Here is a 20,384-nt window from a genome sequence, read left to right on the forward strand (position 1 = left end):
AGTTGAGGAAGTCTAGTTGATGGATTGTATGAAAGTTTTAGACACTTCACATATGTTTAGATTCTTTCAGTTATACAGAGAAGAATGTCCTTTAACGAATTCAAGTTTACTTAAAGGATTCCAAATTGAAAATTAAGATGGCTTTTCAAGCTCTTGTTTAAGCTTCAACATACCCTTTTCTGCTCGATTTTTAATTATTATTTTTGCTATTGGCATAAAGAAAACATTGGCTAACCTCGAATGGTTTCTACTCTCCATTTTCCAAGTAACAAGGGTACTATCTATTGTTTTAGCCGAAAAAGTAACTGTCATTCTTTCCATCAAAGGTGGAAAATCACCATCAGTTACGAACTTTGAATTATGTGTTGATTCAATTACAGTGATTGGTATTGATTTTTTTATATTGAAGGGTAGTTTCGTTTGTTCAGTATATTTTTTACCTATTTCGCCGTGAGCTAGCGTATTATCAGAGGTCATTTCTATTACATTAGGAAACCACTTGCCGAAATTTTCCATATTAATTACATAATTATATACATCTTCTATTGGTCTGTTAATTTCTGCTTGTTTTTCTGCTAGGAATATCAACATAACGCCCCCTCATTTTTGTCTTATGTATATTTGAACTAACCGGTTGGTATGTTTGATAATTCTATCATATTATGTAAATCATAGATACGCAAGTATTTTCACTGAATATTTATACAATCTTATATTAAACTATGTAACATACAAATAAGTCTGAATTAGCAAATAAACACGTACAAAACGACCGTTCGGATCATCTCTTCTCCTGTAACATGATAACTAGCATTTAAAGCCACTTCTTATAGTACAAAATTCGTGATTATAGCAATAATATTTACGAAAATAGGCTTCAATTATAAGTAGTGTCTTAAACTATAAGTGTATTTTTGAGATTCTCCCTAAATATATATTTGCCTTATGGCATAGGCGTGGAGAGACGATGATTATTAGATAAAGAAGGTAATAGCAGTATGTTAACATTCGAATATTAAATTTCCTATCCTTATACACAAAGCTGTTATAACTGTAATATGCTATAAAGATGCTGTGACTGTAATTATATTGGGGTGAAGTTAAATGTCCGAAAACTCAGCAGGCTTTAGAGTACGTCTTGCCGCATTATTCTTTGATTGGTTACTTATTGGTTTACCCATTACTTTTATCGCTTATTACATTTTCAATGAACAAAGTTTCCTACTAAACGAATTTGAAGTAATCTACGGAACCTTACTTCCTGTTTTTTGGAAGGGATACACAGTCGGAAAAAAAATAGTAGGTATTCGAATTGTTAAAATAGATGGCACGAATGTTCACCTCGGGACTATGGTTTTGCGTGTCATAGTTGCAGGTATCGTATATGGTTTAACACTTGGTATAGGCATTATTGTCAGTATATTTATGGTTCTGTTACGTGAAGATAATCGCTCAATACATGATTTTGTTGCAAACACATACGTGACTTATGATAATTAGCTTATAAGTCACGTATGTGTTTGGATATCGTGGATCAAAAGAATAGACTACATTTACTGCATGGCTCTATTGAGGAACTTGACTACTAAAGACTATTATTGCAATTTTTGAAAACCCAGATTTTAGTTATACTGTTTACTGCTTTAGCACTAATTGTTATTTTTTAAAGTAAGGGAAAACACGTACAGAACTAAAATTCGGTCAATCATTTCAATATTCACCAGATATTTAAATTTATGAGAATAAAGCAACCAAGAATACGAAAATAGTCAAAGAAGCTTTTATGAAAATTATCCTTATTTTAAACAACCTCAATCGCACTGTTAAAAATAAGCTAGCTATATAAAGAAATTAACGATTATTGTTTAACGTTTTAGTAAGTGCAATCGCTGTAATAGATGCTCCAATAGCTTGAAGCCAACTACCTAAACTTGACAAAATTCTTCCCATTTTCTCTTTGCCATTTATTATGTAAAGAATACCAATTGCTAACAGAGCCGCACCGAAAGATTGAATGCTGTTTCCTAGAGCCAACAGATCTGATGACCTAAAAACAGCACCCACTGCGCCGAATGAAGCCCCAAGTGATTGTACACTATTACCAATCACTCCAATTTGCAAACCTTCATCTTCATTTTGTGCCTCCATCATTGCAGCACCTACAGCACTTGCAGCAGACCCTCCTGCTAGTAACCAATTCCCAAAAATAATCAAATCATTACCTTTATAATTTTCAGCAAGTTGTTGTTTTTCTCTTCCTATAGCTCTAAAAGAGTTCCCTACAGCTTTTAAAGAATTTCCTAGCACAATAAGTTGGTCATTTACGGCTTGTTCCTCAACCCGTCGAGATTGCCCAATTGCAGCTATGACACTCCCAACAACTTGAATCCATGCACCAAGAACTTCTAATTCTTTCCCCTCAGTCACCACCCGCCTTGCACCACCGTTCTAAAAACATTGATACATTCATTGTATTCAAGTGATATAAATTGTTATGGAGCAAGGCCTACACCGATCGTATAATTTTTTCAATACGTTTCCTATTATTTATTTTGTTACAAATTCAACATAATTAATAGCTAGATGGTCCATCGTTTCACAGACCCAAAGGAACCTTAAGCCTTATTTTATACGATGATCAACAATCAGGACATCCCTGGTTAATTAATAAAAGTCTAATTGCTCACGGCTAGGGGATCGGGCATTCTTATTATTGTAAGGAGCCTAACAAATCAGCAACAGAACGATACCAACTACGTACGTCATATAAGCCAATGCCAACAATATCAATATGATCTGTCGAATTGAATTCACCCAAATAATTCCATACCCCTTTTTCAGGTAACCCTTCGTAAAATACTATCTCGTCTGTTGATCCTAATGTTGGTCCATCCATTGAATTTGTATTGACTACACCATCATTTTTCCACCAGTCACTATTAATAGTAATACTACCGTTTTCTGTATATTTTCCAAGAAAATCACTAAGAACGTATAATATTGGGTTCATAAATAATTCAGGTTTATGATTGCCTGACCATATAGATGGGTAAGTTTGTTCCGTGGAAACTGAAAAATAATATGTACTAGGTTGTGCTGATACCCAGCTATTTATTTCACGTGCACCTTCTGGGCTGGCATCCCATTCTGCAGTATCTTTCGTATCGTTCCAAATAGAACTGTTGTATACACGATTAGCATAGCTTTCAAATGTTTCCCCTTCTCTTCTTTTTAGTCCCCATTGATCTAGCTTAAAGTCATATAGAATATTGTCAGTTTTTCCTGTTAAACTTGCTGCTAAAGCTATTATCTCCTTTGTCATTGGAAAAAAACTGTCTACTAATCTTGTAGCTGTAGATCCATCATGCGGTGAAGATATAGTAAACACACTACTAACCATTGAAGAGGTGTCTTTCTTAAAAAGAGATGATATGTCGTTTGAATCTGATACAGCTAATTCATTTTCGTCCCCATGTTCCAGCAGCTGTGTTAATAAACGAATCGTTTGACCGCCTAAACTATGACCAACTAAATGTATTTTATTAACCTCTCCAGTAGTGGAATTCACCTCTCCCCATTCAGGATAAAAACCACTATATGTTCTACCGTAACGATCATGACCGTGCTCAAGTGAATGTGCCTCACCGTAATCAACTGTTCCTCCTTTGATTTGGGCAAACAACTCACAGGCTCTATCCCAGTTGCTTGAAAATGGTCCAACTGCTGCACTGTATGTCTCATAACCATAGGAATTTAAATCTTTTTCAATATCCGTTAATCCACCCCAATATCGAAAACCTAATAACTCATCACGTCCCCACCCTACTAATCCATGAACTAGTACAATTGGGTAATGATTAATCCTAGCTAAGCTTTTCTCACTTGGTAATAGATTCTGAGGAAATGGTTGTGGGTCAGTTAATTGATCACTAAGAGTTGTAAAATTACTATTCTTGAATGAGGAAATCTGCTCAGCGCCAACATTGTAAGGGCTTACAAAAAGAACGACACTAATAACAAATAAAACAATCATTCTAAATATTTTCATCGCACACCTCTATTGTTTGAATTTTTTTAAAATTTAACATCTTTGAAATTTATAGTCAATATTTATATTAAATATTTCCTTTATAGAATCGATAGTTCTAGTTTTTCTTTTAATACTTGTAGTCCTATACAACTATCAATATTTTATATTTTTACATTAATGTTATATTTTAACTGTTTAAATTATGTATATAATGTTATGTTTGTCCAATTTATACTAGAATTGTAGATATTGATGTAACAAGTCAAACATTATTTTCGAACTAGTAGTTGTTATGTAAGACTAGAATTGTTAAATACTAGTCTAAGATATCATTAATTACAAATTTATATTTTCCTATACTGGTCTAACTTGAATGTGATAGGTCCAATGACTTGTGCTTATGTATTAGCTTCAATGTTTTCAACTGTTAGTATATATGATACTTTACCTAGCGTATGTTTTGTATCTACATGAGTAAAGCTATCTATCGCAAAATCATTACCACCCTCATCTAGTTCACTTTTAGCACTGAAGATAAGATTAGAAGCAACGATAGAATTCCTATACACCTTATATAACAAATCAGGATTACCTCCACCATCTGAAACTTTTGCTCCAACGGTAGCATTTATTACGATCATGTCGCTCGGTCTTATTTTTTCAAAAGATGAACGTGCTAATTCCAGTGGGTCCATACCTATGTCCATCATAATACTCTCAGATACATTTGTTGGTAATACGAACTGATTCACATCGACTCTATATTGGAAGCTAGGTTACATGTGCATTTACCACTTTGCTCTGTTCTAATTTGTTGAATCACAAAAGATAGTGGTCCTACTACAGAAGCTTCGTCATTAAAAGATGTTTCAACCTCAACAGTTAGGATGTATTTTACCTTTCCTAATGTTGGTTTAAGATCTACATGAATGAAGCTATCAATACTAAACTCATCTTGAAATGTTTCATCTATTTCCGTTCTTGAACTAAAAATGAGATTAGCATCATTAACCGAATTTCGAAATATTTTATACAACAATATTGGACTTTGCATAAGCGCTTCTGTACCTACGGTAGTCTTCAAGAGAACAATATCATTTGGTCTTATTTGATCTAAAGATAACTCTGCCAGCATTAAAAACATTGGTCCTACAGGAATCATCCCATCTTTGAAGCTTCCAGACTCGTTCGGTGATAAAACTATGTGATTTAATCTACAACTGTCTGTTTAACAGCTTGAGTACACATGCATTTGCTTTTTAGTTCTGCTCTAATTTGCTCTATAACGAAAGTAATAGGACCAACTACAAAAACCTGCTCTTGGCTTTGTTCTATAAGCTCAACGGTAAGGATATACTTCACATTGCCCAATGACGGATTTATATCCACATGAAAAAAGCTATCAATTATCATCTAACTCAACTCTACCACTATATATAATATTGACTTCACTAATCACATTTCTATAAACTTTATAAATTATATCTGTGTCTCCACTTCCCTCTTCTACTCTAGAACCAACAGTTGCATGAATAGATACTTTGTCTGTCATTCTTACATCTTTTAGCTGCAGCTCTGCTAATTGGAGAAATTGTGGTGACAAAGGGATCTCTTTCTCAACACTGCCAGATGTATTCGGATTTAATGTAAATTGTTTTGTTTTAATTAATGTCTCTTCAACGTTTTGTAGACACTTACATACTTGTTTTCTCATTTTATTCCCCCCATTTATGTCATAATGTATTCTATGACTCTAAGGTGCTCTTTGGTATGGGGATTATTCTTATAAATAGTGATAAAATAAAGTATAATAATACACAAATTCTGTTGAGATGTAGTCCTCATCTACTAGAACTTGTTACATATTATCCTAATAGAATTTATTAATCTCTTGTCGAAAAAAAATTGCTATTTTAAATAATGCTTAAATTCAGCATTAATTGTTTCTTTGCGTAGTAAGAACTAAACACGTATATATTTAATGTTCGGGACATCTTTTCATCTTTAAAGACTTGAACAATCATAAAAAATACACACCAGTTGCTCAATTTCAAAAAAAGAAACAGTTTTTGAAAAGAGCCCTTACCACTGACATTTTCGCAGCAAATTAATTGGTGCTTTGCGTAATAAGAGCTGAACACGAATATGTTTAATGTTCGGGGCATCTTTTCATCTTTAGATACTTAAAAAACGTAAAATACGCATAAGTTACATAAATTTAAGTGAAGCAGCAATAAAGTTTTTGAAAGCCTTAACTAATGTTGTTTTCGCAGCAAATTAATCGGTGCTTTCGTAATCAGAGTAAACACGTATATATTTTATATCCTGGCATCTTTTCATCTTTAGATACTTAAAAAACCGTAAAATACGCATAAGTTACTTAAATTTAAGTGAAACAGCAATAAAGTTTTTGAAAAGAGCCTTAACTAAAGTTGAACGGTTAGATAGTGGTTTATCAAATTGACATTGTATAATAGCTAGAAAGATGCCGTATGTAAATTGAATACATGTTATCTCTTAAGCATAAAAGCTACCAATTCGTCCAATCTAGACCTGACAATATGGTCACATCCTAAATACGATAAAGTTTACTAATCAATAGTAGTATTTTGAAAGGAAGATATTTATGAAAGTTGTATCCTGTGTTCCAGCAGCAACCCATATGATAAATAGTTTAGGCTTAGATCAGTTTTTAAGCGGGGTTACGTTTGAGTGCCCATCTTCTAAACCAAAAGTAGTTAGATCGGTACTAGAAGATAACCAATTGACCTCTTCAGAAATTAATGAAACTGTCTCTGAATATATGGAAGAACAAAAATCGCTCTATTATATAGATCAAGAATTACTTGAACAAATTGAACCCGACATCATGTTCACTCAACACGTTTGTGACGTTTGCCAAATAGGAACATCCTATGTAGAAAAGGCTATATACAAATTATCGAAGCAGCCAAAAATTGTACCGCTTATTCCAAAAAATCTTAACGATATTTTTGACAATGTCATAACAGTTGCTAAGGAGCTGGGTTCTGAACAAAAAGGAATAGATGCAGTTAAAGGTTATAAGGATAGGCTTAATCAAATTCAAAGAAAATTGATGGAAAGTAACAGAAGAAATAGTCAAGTTTTTTTCATGGAATGGATAAACCCAATTTATAACTCGGGTCATTGGATTCCAGATTTAGTACACCTAGCTGGGGGAGATGATATTTTTGCGAAGAATGAAGGGCACTCTAACCCTATAAAGTGGGAGGACCTTAAACAATATGATCCCGAAATAATAATTATTTCACCGTGCGGATATGATCGGAAAAAGGCCGTTGAAGAAGTAAAACAACTCCAACAACTAGATGGTTGGAAACATCTGAGAGCTGTAAATAACAATAATGTTTACCTAGTTGACCCAAATCTATTTACACAACCTAGCATCGGTGTAATAGATGGTGTCGAGCTTTTGGCAGCTCTTTTTCACTCGGACATAATCTCAATGCCTAAACATCTTACAAGAAAATATATTAAGATATAAATAGTTGGGGTTTATCCCCCAACTGTTCGCCACATTAAATCACTGGGGGTCTGACCCCCTCTTGCTGTATTTCCGCCTTTTCTTCTTTTTTAGGGTCTAAATGAAACGGATTTTTATTATTTTGATTCAGTTTATCGACTTCCATACTAACTCCAATTGAGGCACCAGAGTTGGTCGTTGTATCATTTAGAATTCCATCTTGGCTAGTAGGGTTTGTATGATATGAATGTTCCTCAAAACTCATTCCTTTTTTAGGCATGGACCCACCTCCTTTACGTATATCATTTGTGTTCTAGGCAAATCTATACAAAATAATATATAAAGGAAGCAAGTTAAAAAGACATTCGTTTCCAATCGTTAAAAAACAAATCTTTTCGTAAATTCTGTTCATATGTTTACAAATTTACTACAGTAAAAAAGAAGATTAATATCATATTATAAAAGCAAAGATTTCAGGAATGATCATCTAAGGAGTATTCATATTTCGAAAAGCAACATTAATACGCAAACAGCTATAAATCAAATAGGATACTCAAAAACTGAGCATAAAACCTTAATATATTCAAAAAATAGGGGATCATATATTTATATTGAAGTAACAATACTTTCAAAGCTACAATTACTGTTTGTTGACTCTCATTGGGGACAACTTATGGACCTTTACAATTGAATGGTAATTTTATAGTAGGAAATAAATTTAAATGCATCCACAACTTACTTTTTTTATATATTGACACTAACTATCTACAACTTTTTCGAGAGGAATAACTGTAGCTCTTACTCTTAATTCAGGATGATAACGTATTGATATCGATATTTTTTTCTATTTAATGAAAGGAAGGATATTTAAGTACTAGAAAAATCTCGCTATTCATTGAGTCTTTCATATTCTAGCTTTTTGTTTAGTTCACTTAACAATTTATTTTGCTCCTCTTGCTTTTCAATGATTGTCATTAAGTGCTTTTGAACATTACCCATAAAAGATAAGACAGTAAATATAATAACTAGCCATAGTACATATATTACTATTTCCACAATATTCACTTCTCCTTTCTTAAATCCTGTACGATACGATTTAGTTCGGATTAAGGTAATTTTATGTTGCCAAAGTGAATGCTTTGTATGACCTCCGGAAGAAATTGTTTTTCACAATGAAAAACTCTCTTAGCCAAGCTATGGACAGAATCGTGTTTTAACACATCAACTTTACGTTGTGCTAATATTTTTCCCTTATCATAAACTTCGTCGATGATATGAACAGTCACCCCTGTAACCGTTTCTCTAGCCTCTAATACCACTTTATGAACGTTATTCCCATACATACCCTTTCCACCGTATTTCGGTAATAGAGATGGATGAATATTAATAATTCTTCCTGAAAAAGCTTCTAATGTTTTTGGACCTATTTTTTTTAAATACCCACTTAAAATGACAAGGTCTACACCGTGCTTCACCAAGGTATCTCTAATATGTAAATCCAGCTTTGTTGAGTCGTTAATAGTATTGTTGCTAATGTGATATGACGGAACCCCTTCTCTCCTTCCAAATTTCAAAGCTTCTGAGTTACTATTATTACTTATTACAACACTCGCATTTGCTGATAAGCTCCCCTGTCTAATCGCTTCTACAATTGATTTCATATTACTACCACCGTGAGAAGCTAAAAACCCTACCTGTAATAACTTCTTTTCTACCTTCGACTCTTGATTAATTTGCATGTTAGATACACCCCACATAGAAACTTCACTTAATTTCATAACGAACTTACAATGATGAGATTGACTATATGATTCCACTGTTAGTTTACCAGCAATATCCTAGTATTAACAGGGTATTTTTACCTTTATTGGTATATTCATAGAAATAACATGTTGTTTTTTGTAAAGGGTGTTTTGGCATCAATTATTGTTTTTCTTATTGAGATTTAAACAGCTACACTACTTGAGTTCGTGGCATTTACACTTTTCTAAAAAGGTGACCAAGGTATAAAACCATATGTTTCAGTTCAACTTTGCTAACAGCAGCAACAAAATTTGCGATAAAAGCTTATGTAAATAATAAGTGCTTTGAAAATAAATGCTATTTGTCGGTTTTAAATAAATATTTATATACACTTTTAATATTGCTTCATTAAGTTCCAACAAGTACTTTTTGATAATAACCAACTACAAAAACACTTGATCCGTTGTCTAAAGCTTCTTGTTAAAACACTAGTTCATTAATAAAAGAAAGATACGATATTGGTGATGGAATCAGGTAAAATGCGATACTCGTGTCATGATAAATTAGCGTAATTATTATTTGCATTTTTTTAGATCATCCGATAGATGTACACCTTTATTAGCTATTAATCAAACAATTCCTTAAAATAAAACTCTCGATTTTCTATATATCTTCTCGTAATTTGATAATGGCTCGTTTGTTCATAATCAATTGTGCTTATTGGTGAAGTATCAAAAGAAAGAATTTGTGCCTTTGGGAATCCCAATAATATCGGAGAATGTGTTGCAATTATAAATTGAGAATATTCTTGTAGTTCATGAATAATACTTAATAATGATAGCTGCCGTGTAGGAGATAAAGCTGCTTCAGGTTCATCTAACAAATAGATCCCTTTGCGATCAAACCGATTTGTAAATAGAGTAAGAAATGATTCACCATGAGACTGTTCGTGTAATGATTTCCCCCCATATCCCTGATAATGATAAGCTCTATCCTCTCTTGCTAATTGATCTAAGTAACTTGCAAAATGATAAAAGCTTTCTGCTCTTAAAAAAAATCCATCAGTCATTTTCGGAAGCCAAGAAAGACGAATGTATTTACTTAAATGTGACTGCGATGCATCTACCTCATATATATTATTCCTACTCCCACCTGCAGTATGAAAATCACATTTATCAGCAATTGCTTCAAGCAAAGTTGATTTTCCTGACCCATTTTCACCGACAAAAAAAGTGACATTACTCTCAAAACGGATTTGTTCCATTGATCGAAATGCTTGTATGTTAAGGGGATAGTTAGCTTTTTCTCCAATTTTTTCTTTTAAGAAAGTTAATTCTCTTAGATACATGATATTCTCCCTTTTAATTATTCCATTATATATGTGAAAGTTCATTTTACCATAGTCAGCAGTATCAAATGAACAGAGACAAGGCTTCAAGATACATAAACCTAGTAACAATAGGAAGGTACTCATTGATGTTGGCACACTATTGTTCATTTAACTAATTTTTATTAAGAAAGAATTTGTTGCGCTAAGAGGTGCTTTTACACATTTGTACATTGTTGCATCCTATTCAATAAAATACCGCTGTTTTCCAATTGATTGTTATTTATAGTTCTAAGAAATAAACGCACACTTACTTCTCTACCCTTTCAAAGGTGACTAGTGTGGCAAACTTTCTCTTCAAATAAGAAATAGAGGCACCAAAGCTTACGAAAGAACTCTAAATAAAACACTAAGGAGAGAGGGATGCGAATAAATGAAACCCAAATTATCTGACGATCAAATGCTTCATATTATATCAGCTGGATTAAAAAAATCACATATACCTAAACACATTATTATTATCGGAGCAGGGTTAGCAGGGCTTGTTGCAGCATCATTATTAAAAAATGCTGGACATAAAGTGACCATTTTAGAAGGAAACGATAGAGTTGGAGGTCGTGTACATACGTTACGTTCCCCATTTAGTAGTTCTCAATATTTTAATACTGGTTCCATGCGGATTCCTGAAAATCATCGATTTGTCTTAAGCTATATTAACAAGTTTAAATTGCCTACAAATCTATTTATAAATCAAACCCCGTTGGACAAAATTTATATAAATGGGACCCATACTACCTTGAGTACGGTTAAGTGTAACCCACATATTTTAAACTATCCTTTGGATGAAACTGAAAGTGGTAAAACTGCAGTAGAACTGTTGCTTTCAGCCCTTCAACCAATTGTCAATTTTATTCAGCAAAATCCAGAGAAAAATTGGAAAATAGCAGAAAAAAAATACCGAAAATATTCATTTGGTTTTCTCCTACAATCTTATTTTTCATATGGTGCAATTGATATGATTGATACCATGCTTGATTTAAAAGCATTTTCTGGCGTATCTTTAATCGAAGTATTACGAAAAATGAGTTTCTTCACCGCAAACATACGTTATTATGAGATAACTGGTGGAATGGATTATTTACCACGAGCATTTCTGACACAATTAAAAAGCGATATTCTATTTAATCAAAAAATGATAAAAATCATTAATAGAAAATTTAACGTAGGTATTGAAACTCTTCATCAAAAAAATTTAACGCTAAGCACTTTTACAGGTCATCTTGCAATCGTGACTGTACCCTTTTCAACCTTACGCTTTGTGAAGGTTGAACCTTATGATTCCTTATCCTATGAAAAAAGAAAAGCCATTCGTCAACTTAACTATATGCCTTCAACAAAAATCGCTATTGAGTTTAAAAGTCGATTTTGGGAATATGCAGCACAATATGGAGGTAGGTCGATTACAGATTTACCAATACGCTTTTCGTATTACCCCAGTTATGGTATTGGAACGAAAGGGAATGCAGTTGTTTTAGCGAGTTATACATGGGCGGATGAGGCATTACTATGGGATAGCTTAAGTGAAGAAGAACGGATTCAATATGCTTTAATAGATTTAGCAAAAATATATGGGCAACAGGTTTTCCTTGAATTCGTTTCTGGATCTTCCTTTAGCTGGAGCCAGAATCCATATTCTTCAGGAGCTTTTACAGCATTTGATCCTGGCCAAGAATATTCATTGGCACCCTCTATCTCTACACCCGAAGGAAAAGTACACTTTGCTGGTGAACATACGACCCAAACTGTCGGTTGGATGCAAGGAGCAATTGAATCTGGAATTCGGGTCGCACACGAAGTGAATGATTTACCTAAATAGTTACAACAATCCTTCTAGCATAAGCTCTATTTTTACTCCCTCATTTAATCGTTTTGATATAATATGAAAATTCTAAAGAAGTTTTCCTTTCATTGATCTGCTTACATAATTACAGGTTATTACCGTCTTTCAATTGGACTGATTTCACAGTTATTGTTACTTTTCTTAATGAGAGCTGGACACAAATATAACTAACATTCATCATATCTTTTCCACTCTAAAGTCTATAAAGTCATATAATACATACTCAAATACAAGTAAAAAACACCTATGAAAAGAGCCTTAGATTAAGCGTAATAAATCGATAGCCACGATTGCATAATGCACTGCATGTCATAATTAATAACCAGAATCCTCTGATGTGAGATTGTCAATCATCTTATAATCATACTTTTGTAGCGGTTTTTCAGCTGGTCCTTCAATGACCTCACCAGTATATGAGAATCTCGAGCCATGACATGGGCAATCCCATGAACGCTCCCCATCGTTCCATTCAACTTCACAACCGATATGTGTACAAGTTGTATCTATAATATGTAGCTTACCTGTATCATCTTTATAAGCTCCCTTTCTATGTCCGTCGACTGTAATGACAGCCCCTTCACCTGTAGATAAATCACTAGCATCTTTAGATAAGATTTCAAGTTTACCTTTAATTAAATGACCTGCAACATTCGCATTATCAACTAAAAAGTTTTTCAAGCTAGGATTTAAATGAAATCTAGATGGGCCAAACATATGCTCATCGACTCTTATTTTCTTCAAGAGTATATCTTTAAATAACAAAGCTGCAACTGTTCCATTTGTCATGCCCCATTTTCTATAACCTGTTGCAATCATAATATTTGGCTGACTTAAAGTTACAGCTCCTATATATGGAATATTGTCTAATGTATATAAATCTTGTGCAGACCAACGGTAAGCGATGCTTTCTATGTCGAAAACATCATTCCCAAACTTCTCCAAGGCATTGAAATGTGCTAACGTGCTTTTTCCTTCGCCCGTTTTATGCCCTTCTCCACCAATTAGAATCATTTCCTCCCCAGCTATAGTTGCCGAACGAAGTGAACGTATTGGTTGATCAGCACTAATATACATGCCTCCAGGGTATGCATCTTTAGCTTTTACAGCTATGATATACGAGCGTTCAGCATGTAATCTCGTAGAATACAAACCAGCACCTTCGTAAAACGGGAAATGCGAACATGACAAAATATAGTTTCCTGTTATACTAGTCCCTTCCCGAGTAAGAACTGATGGTTTATCCCCTGTCTTAATATTGACAGCAGTAGTGTTTTCAAAAATAAGTCCACCCTTTTCGATGATAACTTGTACTAGATGAGTTAAATATTTCACAGGATGAAATTGTGCTTGGTTCTTCATGACAAGCCCATTTTTAATTGTTATATTAAAAGGTATATTATCAACTAATCCACCCTCAATGCCAATTTTTTCATATGCTAGCGCCTCTTTCTCAAGTTTGCGTCTATATTCTTCAGTTGTAGCGTATATGTATGAATCTTGCTCACAATAATCACAATCGATTTTGTTTTCTTCTACTGTTTCTTTAATAAAAGCTAAAGCATCTTTGTTCTTTTCATAATATAATTTAGCTTTATTCATCCCTATGTCCATACTATGAATAAACTTATCGTATATTAAACTGTGTTGTGCAGTAATTTTTGCTGTTGTATGCCCAGTGGTACCACTAAATAATTTATCTGCTTCTACAATAGCTACTTTAAAGCCTTCATTCACTAATAGGTAAGCTGATGTAATTCCTGTTATACCACCACCTACGATAACAACATCAACTTCTGTATGTTCATCTAATGTTGGAAAACCCTCCATATCATTAAAGTTCATCCATAATGACTTTGAAGACTTAGGAAGTTTTGCATTTTCATCATTGTAAGTCAATTTGAATCCTCCTACTACTATTTTTAATATTAGGTTTACCTACCATTTGATGACTATTCTTAAAAATACAACAACTGATGCTATTTTTAACCAAATAAAATATTCTTTGTAATGAATGTTTTAATTTTTAGAATACATTGACGGTAATAGCAATCTACTGTAAAGTAGACAATCATACTATTGGGGAAGTGGAACATTTTGACTACCTTGACTAAATCAAAAACAATGATGATATCACCCATCTATTGGGTATTATTTGCAATTAGCGCTGGACATTTTATTAATGACTCACTACAAGCAGTTGTCTACGCCATGTTTCCTATCTTAGAACAAAATTTACATTTTACTTATACGCAAATTGGCTGGGTAGCCTTCGTATTAAATATGACATCTTCGATCATGCAGCCAGTATTTGGATCGTTCGCAGATAAACGTTCTGTTCCTTTTTTATTACCCTTTGGTACATTCCTAAGTTTACTTGGATTAGTGGGGCTAGCACTTTTTTCAAATTTTTTCTTTATTTTAATCGCAGCACTATTCATTGGCTTAGGATCAGCTATCTTTCATCCAGAAGGGTCAAGAGTAACTTCGATGGCCGCTGGAGGTAAAAGAGGACTTGCACAGTCAATATACCAAGTGGGGGGGAATACCGGCCAAGCAATGGCACCTATATATACCGCATTTATACTTATTCCTTTCGGTCAAAAAGGTGGTCTTATCTTTTCTATCTTAGCAATAATAGGGATTTGTATACTTTTTCTTGTTTCATCATGGTATAAAAATCAGTTAAGCCATATGAATTATCACACAATGAAAAAAACTCAAGCTAAACGAAAGAAGCATAAATTAAATAGCAAAATTAAAACAGCTATGATTTTATTAGTGTTTTTTGTCTTTGCTCGTTCTTGGTACCATGCCGGTATTTCAAGCTTTTATCAGTTCTACCTTATTGAAGACTATGGTTTGTCTGTAACTGAAGCACAGTTTTACTTATTTACATTTATGATTGCAGGTGCAATTGGCACTTTATTTGGAGGACCACTAGCTGATCGGTTTGGAAATAAGAATATTATTATGATTTCTATGCTAGGCATCGTTCCGTTTACTATTGCATTACCGTATGTTCCTATACAGTTTGTTATGCCTATGTTCTTAATTGTTGGATTTATTATGATGACAAGCTTTAGTGTTTCTGTCGTCTATGCGCAGGAGCTTATGCCAAAAAACATCGGAATGGCTTCTGGTTTAATTGTCGGACTTGCATTTGGAATGGGAGCGATTGGCTCTGTTTTCTTAGGTACGTTTGCTGATATGTTTAATATTAAAGTTGTCATGATATTTTGTAGTTTCCTACCAATAATCGGGATTATCGCTATGTTGTTACCTAATGACAGTAAGGTTCGTGAGATAAATCATTCTATATAAATAGCTAATGCTTAAGCTAATTTTAATCTTAATAATATTGAATAACTGAAGGAGCTGTTTAATAAGTCAGAAATCAGACTTATTAAACAGCTCCTTTGAAGTAAATTATATTTCCTGTGCACCAAAATCTAGTGCTTTTCCTGATTCTGTATATGTTTTTATATTACTCAAAATCATCCACCAATGTTGTTGTGCATTTTCATATGCTGGATGATTCTATGTCCATTGATCATTAACTAATGTTAGTTTTGTGCATTTTCCAACTTGTTGCAATGAAAAGGATACTCTTGATTCAAGTTCTGAATGATTTTGATGATATGATGGACCAGGGTGTTCAATAAAGCTTAACAACTTATTTGGTTCACATGCTAAAATTTCACCATATACATGCACTGTTTTTTCTCCATCATTACCCGGTCCCACATACTCAAAAGACTCTCCTTTTGTAAATGTTGATCTAAGTTCACTTCCAAAAAACGTACTTCGAGTCCCTTCAGGTGATATAAGTGTGTTCCACACTTTCACTGGTGGTGCATCAATATAAAACTGGTATGATAACTTCATATGTTCCTCCTTAACTCTTCGTATTAGCATTTACGCAAACGTTTAAGTAATGCTAATATGGATTATAATCGTATATACATAACAAGTATTGTAAAAACACGACATAATAAAGAAATGGGAGGGGTTTAATTGAAAGCAAATTCACCTAAACCAAGTATGGGTGTTTTAAAGTTTAATGACAGTGTGAAAGATTATACACTTACACGTTATCCACCTTCTCTTGAAACTAGCTTCTTTGTTAAACATTTTTGGATCGTTAGTTGGGATTTAAAGGAAAATGAACAGTTCTTTCAAGATGTTATTCCGAATCCTTGCGTAAATTTGATTGTTGAGCAACATAAAACAGGTATTTTTGCTCCTACAACGAGTAAATTCTCTTACCTTGTAAAAGGAAAAGGACGTGTTGTTGGGGTTAAATTCAAACCAGGTGGATTTTATCCTTTTACAACAAGATCAGTGGCTGAGTTAACGAACAAACCTTTGAAAATTCACGATGTTTTTGATACTGAACAGGAGTTGGTTGAGGAAACTGTTCTTTCATACAAAGAAGAACATGAGATGATTAAATTTGTGGAAAACATAATACGAAAAAAACTACCGCAACAAGATAATAATGTGACACTCGTAAATCAAATTATTGATCACATTATCGCAAATAATGAAATTACTAAGGTGGACCAAATATGCCATCAATTCAACATTCACAAAAGAAAGCTACAACGCCTTTTCCAACAATATGTTGGTGTTAGTCCTAAATGGGTTATTAAACTATACAGATTACAGAATGCTGCAGAGATGATTGAGAAAACCCAAAATCTAAATTGGCTACAACTATGTAATGATTTAGGATATTACGACCAATCGCATTTCATTAAAGATTTCAAAGCGATCATTGGCAACACACCAGATGAATTTGCCAAATTATCTTAGTAACATATGTTCGTTGTAGATTGGAATGTTACTTCTTCCTTTTACAACTTGTAAATATATCCCCTCTCATTTCACTGTTCTATTATTTTGTTTAGTAACAATATTTATAAGAAAAAACAATCGTGAAACTTATTCTTTGGATCATACGTATATATGTATATGAAAGGGGCTAACGCTATGAATAATAAAGGCTGTATTAAATGCGGAGGAACTGAGGTAGGATCAAAAGAGATTGCTACCTCTGGGACTGGACTTTCCAAATTATTTGATGTTCAACACAATACGTTTAAAGTTGTTTACTGTAAAAACTGTGGCTATTCTGAGCTATATAACACAAATTCTTCTACTGGAATGAATATCATTGATTTATTTTTCGGAGGTTAAGTAAGAGTCTATAATGGACTCTTTTTTTACTGCTTTTGTGATGGTTATTGTTTTCCTACCAAGGCATAAATAAGAACTTAACGAGTTGTGGATCTGACCCCTAAATTTCTCTTGTATTTACGCTATTGTTATGATATATTTTGTAATCTCGCCACAAATAAAATTGGCGAATATTCTCACAAGGAGGTAACTGATCTTGACTAAAAAGACTCAAAGTGCCTTTGATAAAGAGAAGCAGCAACTCAGTACAATAGCTGCAGAGATTGAGCGCCAGCTTCACTTACTCAACTCTATACCTCAATATCATGGCAGTGATATCACAGAACAAGCGTTAGAGTATGCAAGAGAGACTAACCGACAAAACCTTCAAGCGTCTCTCAATGAACCTTATTTTGGAAGATTAGATTTCCAGGAGGAACTAAGCCTAAAACTAGAAGAATATTACATCGGGAAAATAGGTATTTCTGATGAACAAACTGGAGAAGTTCTTATTGTTGACTGGAGAGCTCCAGTAGCTAGCATGTTTTATTCGTTTGCTGGTGGTGATGACATCGCTTCATACAAAGCACCGGAAGGGCTAATTGAAGGTATTATTTATTTAAAGCGAAACATTGCTATTAGAAACAAGGAACTTGGTCGTGTTGTTGATACTTATGTAAAGGGACAATCCAATTTTTCAAGAAGCGATGAATTTTTAGTTTATAAGTTAAGTGAACAAAAAGATAATCGTTTGAGAGATATTGTCTCAACAATTCAAGCTGAACAAAATACTATCATACGATCAGAAATTAATTTACCTCTTATTATTCAAGGAGTAGCTGGTAGTGGGAAAACAACGGTCGCATTACACAGATTAGCTTATTTACTATATCAATATCAACATAATACTAAAGCTGAAAAAATGATCATCTTTGCTCCTAATAATATGTTTCTCGATTACATCTCAAATGTGCTTCCTGAACTTGGTGTAGGACACATACAACAAACTACATTTACTGATTGGGCATTAAATATGCTAAATCAAGAAGTGCAATTACTAGATGAAACCAATTCTTTTTCAAAATGGTTCACTCTCCACGATTCAAGGCAAACAATTAATGAAAATACACCAGGTAGATTTAAAGGTTCGGTTCGTTTTTTAAATAAAATTCAACACTGCCTACAATTCTATGAAAAAAACGTCATCCCTAATAAAGACTTTACTGGCTTAGAACATTCATTACTTAAAGCTGAAACGATTAAACAATGGTTTTACGAAGAATATATAACATACCCACTAGTGAAAAGAACTGAACGTACGATATCCCGCATAAAACGTTGGATTGAGACAGAGCTTCAACACATTGCTGACAAAAATGTCAGAGCTAAGGTAAAAAGAAAAGCGACTCAAGCATTACGGACATATACAAAGAGTTGGAACATCCAAACACCATTATCATTTTACAAACAAATCTTCAACCAAAAACATGTAAACTATTTGCCTGCAAATATTTTTGAGGATATACCTGATGAGATTCGTAAAACTACCAACAAATTACTTAATAAAAAACGAGTTGAAGTTGAAGACCTTGCTCCGATTGTTTATATTCACAACTATTTCAACGGGATCGAGAAAGAAAAACGCTATCACCATGTTGTACTAGACGAAGCACAAGATTTCTCTCCTTTTCAAGTAGCTGTTTTGCAGGAAATGACTAGAAAGAATGCTTTTACAATTTTAGGTGATTTATCACAAGGTATTCACAGTTATCAAGGGCTAAATGACTGGCAAGAAATCTTTCAGCTGTTCGGTGAAGAGAGCAAGAAAGGCTATTTTGAACTAAACAAAAGTTATCGATCAACACTGGAAATTATTCAGTTCGCTAATAAAATTAAAGCTAACAATTCTCAACCCGTTAATGACGCTGTTCCAGTATTTCGAAGCGGTGATAAAGTCGAATTGATAAATACAACACCATCAAACCGTATCAAAGTAATCACAAATATAATTCAAAAATATCAAGAAGACAAAGTAAAATCAATTGCCATTGTCGGGAGAACCGAACAGGATTGTGAGCATCTATATAAAAATCTTAATATATCTAAAAAAGAAATGACACTCATTACGACAAAACAAAATGAATTCAAAGGTGGCATCTCAATTATCCCTATTTATTTAACAAAGGGCTTGGAATTTGATGCAGTCCTTATCACCGATGTGGATCAAATAAATTACGGCTTAAATGATGTTGATGCCAAACTGCTTTATGTGGGCTGTACCCGTGCACTACACAAGCTAAGCATCCAATATTCAAAAACTAAATCACCCTTGTTGGGGGACTGACCCCCACCACTTTAAAGTAAAGAGTTTAATGGGCTACCAAAACCGAATGAAAAAATAAATACTCCGAACCTACCAACCGAGGACGAATTATTTTTTCAATAGTTCATATATACGTTTATCCGACAAATGTCAGAATTAATAATATGTTACCTTAATACAATTATAAAAAGAGGCTGGGACAAAACCCAATATAAAATGAAGAAACCGCACGAAATCAAATTTATAAACCTTGATTTCATGCGGTTTTATTTTTGTGTAATGTATAATAATCAGTTAGTTTTCAACTTATGTCCCAGCCTCTTTTTTTCAAGCTGCCATAACAGCTACTTATTCAGAAACAAAAGAATTATAAAGTTC

The 20,384-nt window shown here is 33.6% G+C and carries 19 protein-coding genes and 1 pseudogene; 7 read left to right on the forward strand and 13 right to left on the reverse strand.

Features of this window, described 5'->3' with window-relative positions:
- Positions 1-132 precede the first annotated feature (132 nt).
- Positions 133-591, reverse strand: coding sequence for an SRPBCC family protein (locus tag SLH48_RS05360; protein WP_320257291.1), 459 nt, complete (start codon positions 589-591; stop codon positions 133-135).
- Between the two features lie 513 nt (positions 592-1,104).
- Here SLH48_RS05360 and SLH48_RS05365 point away from each other — a divergent pair.
- On the forward strand, positions 1,105-1,500 hold the full coding sequence (locus SLH48_RS05365) for an RDD family protein (RefSeq protein WP_320257292.1): 396 nt from the start codon (positions 1,105-1,107) through the stop codon (positions 1,498-1,500).
- 351 nt (positions 1,501-1,851) lie between these two features.
- Here the strand turns inward: SLH48_RS05365 and SLH48_RS05370 are convergent, their stop codons facing one another.
- The 6 genes from SLH48_RS05370 to SLH48_RS05395 form a co-directional block, all read right to left on the reverse strand.
- Positions 1,852-2,430, reverse strand: coding sequence for a DUF6944 family repetitive protein (locus SLH48_RS05370; protein ID WP_320257293.1), 579 nt, complete (start codon positions 2,428-2,430; stop codon positions 1,852-1,854).
- Between the two features lie 280 nt (positions 2,431-2,710).
- Positions 2,711-4,048: a lipase gene (locus SLH48_RS05375; RefSeq protein ID WP_320257294.1), complete on the reverse strand. Its 1,338-nt coding sequence runs from the start codon at positions 4,046-4,048 to the stop codon at positions 2,711-2,713.
- Positions 4,049-4,428: 380 nt separating this feature from the next.
- On the reverse strand, positions 4,429-4,782 hold the full coding sequence (locus tag SLH48_RS05380) for a hypothetical protein (protein ID WP_320257295.1): 354 nt from the start codon (positions 4,780-4,782) through the stop codon (positions 4,429-4,431).
- On the reverse strand, positions 4,779-5,192 hold the full coding sequence (locus SLH48_RS05385; protein WP_320257296.1) for a hypothetical protein: 414 nt from the start codon (positions 5,190-5,192) through the stop codon (positions 4,779-4,781). The genes SLH48_RS05380 and SLH48_RS05385 overlap by 4 nt, the downstream gene beginning before the upstream one ends.
- Positions 5,193-5,239: 47 nt before the next feature.
- Positions 5,240-5,443 carry a hypothetical protein gene (locus tag SLH48_RS05390; protein ID WP_320257297.1) on the reverse strand — a complete coding sequence of 68 codons (204 nt, stop codon included), beginning with the start codon at positions 5,441-5,443 and terminating at the stop codon, positions 5,240-5,242.
- The gene (locus SLH48_RS05395; protein WP_320257298.1) at positions 5,433-5,744 is read right to left on the reverse strand and encodes a hypothetical protein; all 312 of its coding nucleotides are present in this window, start codon (positions 5,742-5,744) and stop codon (positions 5,433-5,435) included. The genes SLH48_RS05390 and SLH48_RS05395 overlap by 11 nt, the downstream gene beginning before the upstream one ends.
- A gap of 912 nt (positions 5,745-6,656) precedes the next feature.
- Here SLH48_RS05395 and SLH48_RS05400 point away from each other — a divergent pair.
- A complete protein-coding gene (locus SLH48_RS05400) occupies positions 6,657-7,556 on the forward strand; it encodes an ABC transporter substrate-binding protein (RefSeq protein WP_320257299.1) in 900 nt (299 codons plus the stop codon).
- 34 nt (positions 7,557-7,590) lie between these two features.
- On the opposite strand, the gene SLH48_RS05405 is transcribed toward SLH48_RS05400, so the two are convergent.
- From SLH48_RS05405 to SLH48_RS05420, 4 genes are all read right to left on the reverse strand, one after another.
- Entirely contained in the window at positions 7,591-7,815 is a 225-nt protein-coding gene (locus SLH48_RS05405; RefSeq protein WP_214482326.1) for a hypothetical protein, read from the reverse strand.
- A gap of 608 nt (positions 7,816-8,423) precedes the next feature.
- Positions 8,424-8,591 (reverse strand): hypothetical protein, encoded by a 168-nt coding sequence (locus tag SLH48_RS05410; RefSeq protein ID WP_214482325.1) that lies wholly within the window; start codon positions 8,589-8,591, stop codon positions 8,424-8,426.
- A 50-nt stretch (positions 8,592-8,641) separates the two neighbouring features.
- Positions 8,642-9,274 (reverse strand): phosphoribosylglycinamide formyltransferase, encoded by a 633-nt coding sequence (gene purN / locus SLH48_RS05415; RefSeq protein WP_320257300.1) that lies wholly within the window; start codon positions 9,272-9,274, stop codon positions 8,642-8,644.
- Between the two features lie 629 nt (positions 9,275-9,903).
- Positions 9,904-10,626 carry an AAA family ATPase gene (locus tag SLH48_RS05420; protein WP_320257301.1) on the reverse strand — a complete coding sequence of 241 codons (723 nt, stop codon included), beginning with the start codon at positions 10,624-10,626 and terminating at the stop codon, positions 9,904-9,906.
- A gap of 412 nt (positions 10,627-11,038) precedes the next feature.
- On the opposite strand from SLH48_RS05420, the gene SLH48_RS05425 reads away from it, so the two are divergent.
- Positions 11,039-12,481, forward strand: coding sequence for a flavin monoamine oxidase family protein (locus SLH48_RS05425; RefSeq protein WP_320257302.1), 1,443 nt, complete (start codon positions 11,039-11,041; stop codon positions 12,479-12,481).
- Between the two features lie 339 nt (positions 12,482-12,820).
- Here the strand turns inward: SLH48_RS05425 and SLH48_RS05430 are convergent, their stop codons facing one another.
- Complete coding sequence (locus SLH48_RS05430; RefSeq protein ID WP_320257303.1) at positions 12,821-14,401, reverse strand: FAD-dependent oxidoreductase; 1,581 nt, start codon at positions 14,399-14,401, stop codon at positions 12,821-12,823.
- 198 nt (positions 14,402-14,599) lie between these two features.
- Between SLH48_RS05430 and SLH48_RS05435 the strand changes: the two genes are divergently transcribed.
- A complete protein-coding gene (locus SLH48_RS05435; RefSeq protein ID WP_413785396.1) occupies positions 14,600-15,826 on the forward strand; it encodes an MFS transporter in 1,227 nt (408 codons plus the stop codon).
- 105 nt (positions 15,827-15,931) lie between these two features.
- Here SLH48_RS05435 and SLH48_RS05440 read toward each other — a convergent pair.
- A pseudogene (locus SLH48_RS05440) lies at positions 15,932-16,390 on the reverse strand (SRPBCC family protein).
- Positions 16,391-16,519: 129 nt separating this feature from the next.
- On the opposite strand from SLH48_RS05440, the gene SLH48_RS05445 reads away from it, so the two are divergent.
- The 3 genes from SLH48_RS05445 (at position 16,520) to SLH48_RS05455 (ending at position 20,027) form a co-directional block, all read left to right on the forward strand.
- On the forward strand, positions 16,520-17,320 hold the full coding sequence (locus SLH48_RS05445) for a helix-turn-helix transcriptional regulator (RefSeq protein WP_320257304.1): 801 nt from the start codon (positions 16,520-16,522) through the stop codon (positions 17,318-17,320).
- 177 nt (positions 17,321-17,497) lie between these two features.
- Positions 17,498-17,704 carry a zinc ribbon domain-containing protein gene (locus tag SLH48_RS05450; protein ID WP_214482319.1) on the forward strand — a complete coding sequence of 69 codons (207 nt, stop codon included), beginning with the start codon at positions 17,498-17,500 and terminating at the stop codon, positions 17,702-17,704.
- Between the two features lie 196 nt (positions 17,705-17,900).
- On the forward strand, positions 17,901-20,027 hold the full coding sequence (locus tag SLH48_RS05455) for a HelD family protein (protein ID WP_413785397.1): 2,127 nt from the start codon (positions 17,901-17,903) through the stop codon (positions 20,025-20,027).
- Positions 20,028-20,384: the final 357 nt, after the last annotated feature.

The organism is Cytobacillus sp. IB215316, from assembly GCF_033963865.1.
GTDB lineage: Bacteria > Bacillota > Bacilli > Bacillales > SM2101 > Nanhaiella > Nanhaiella sioensis.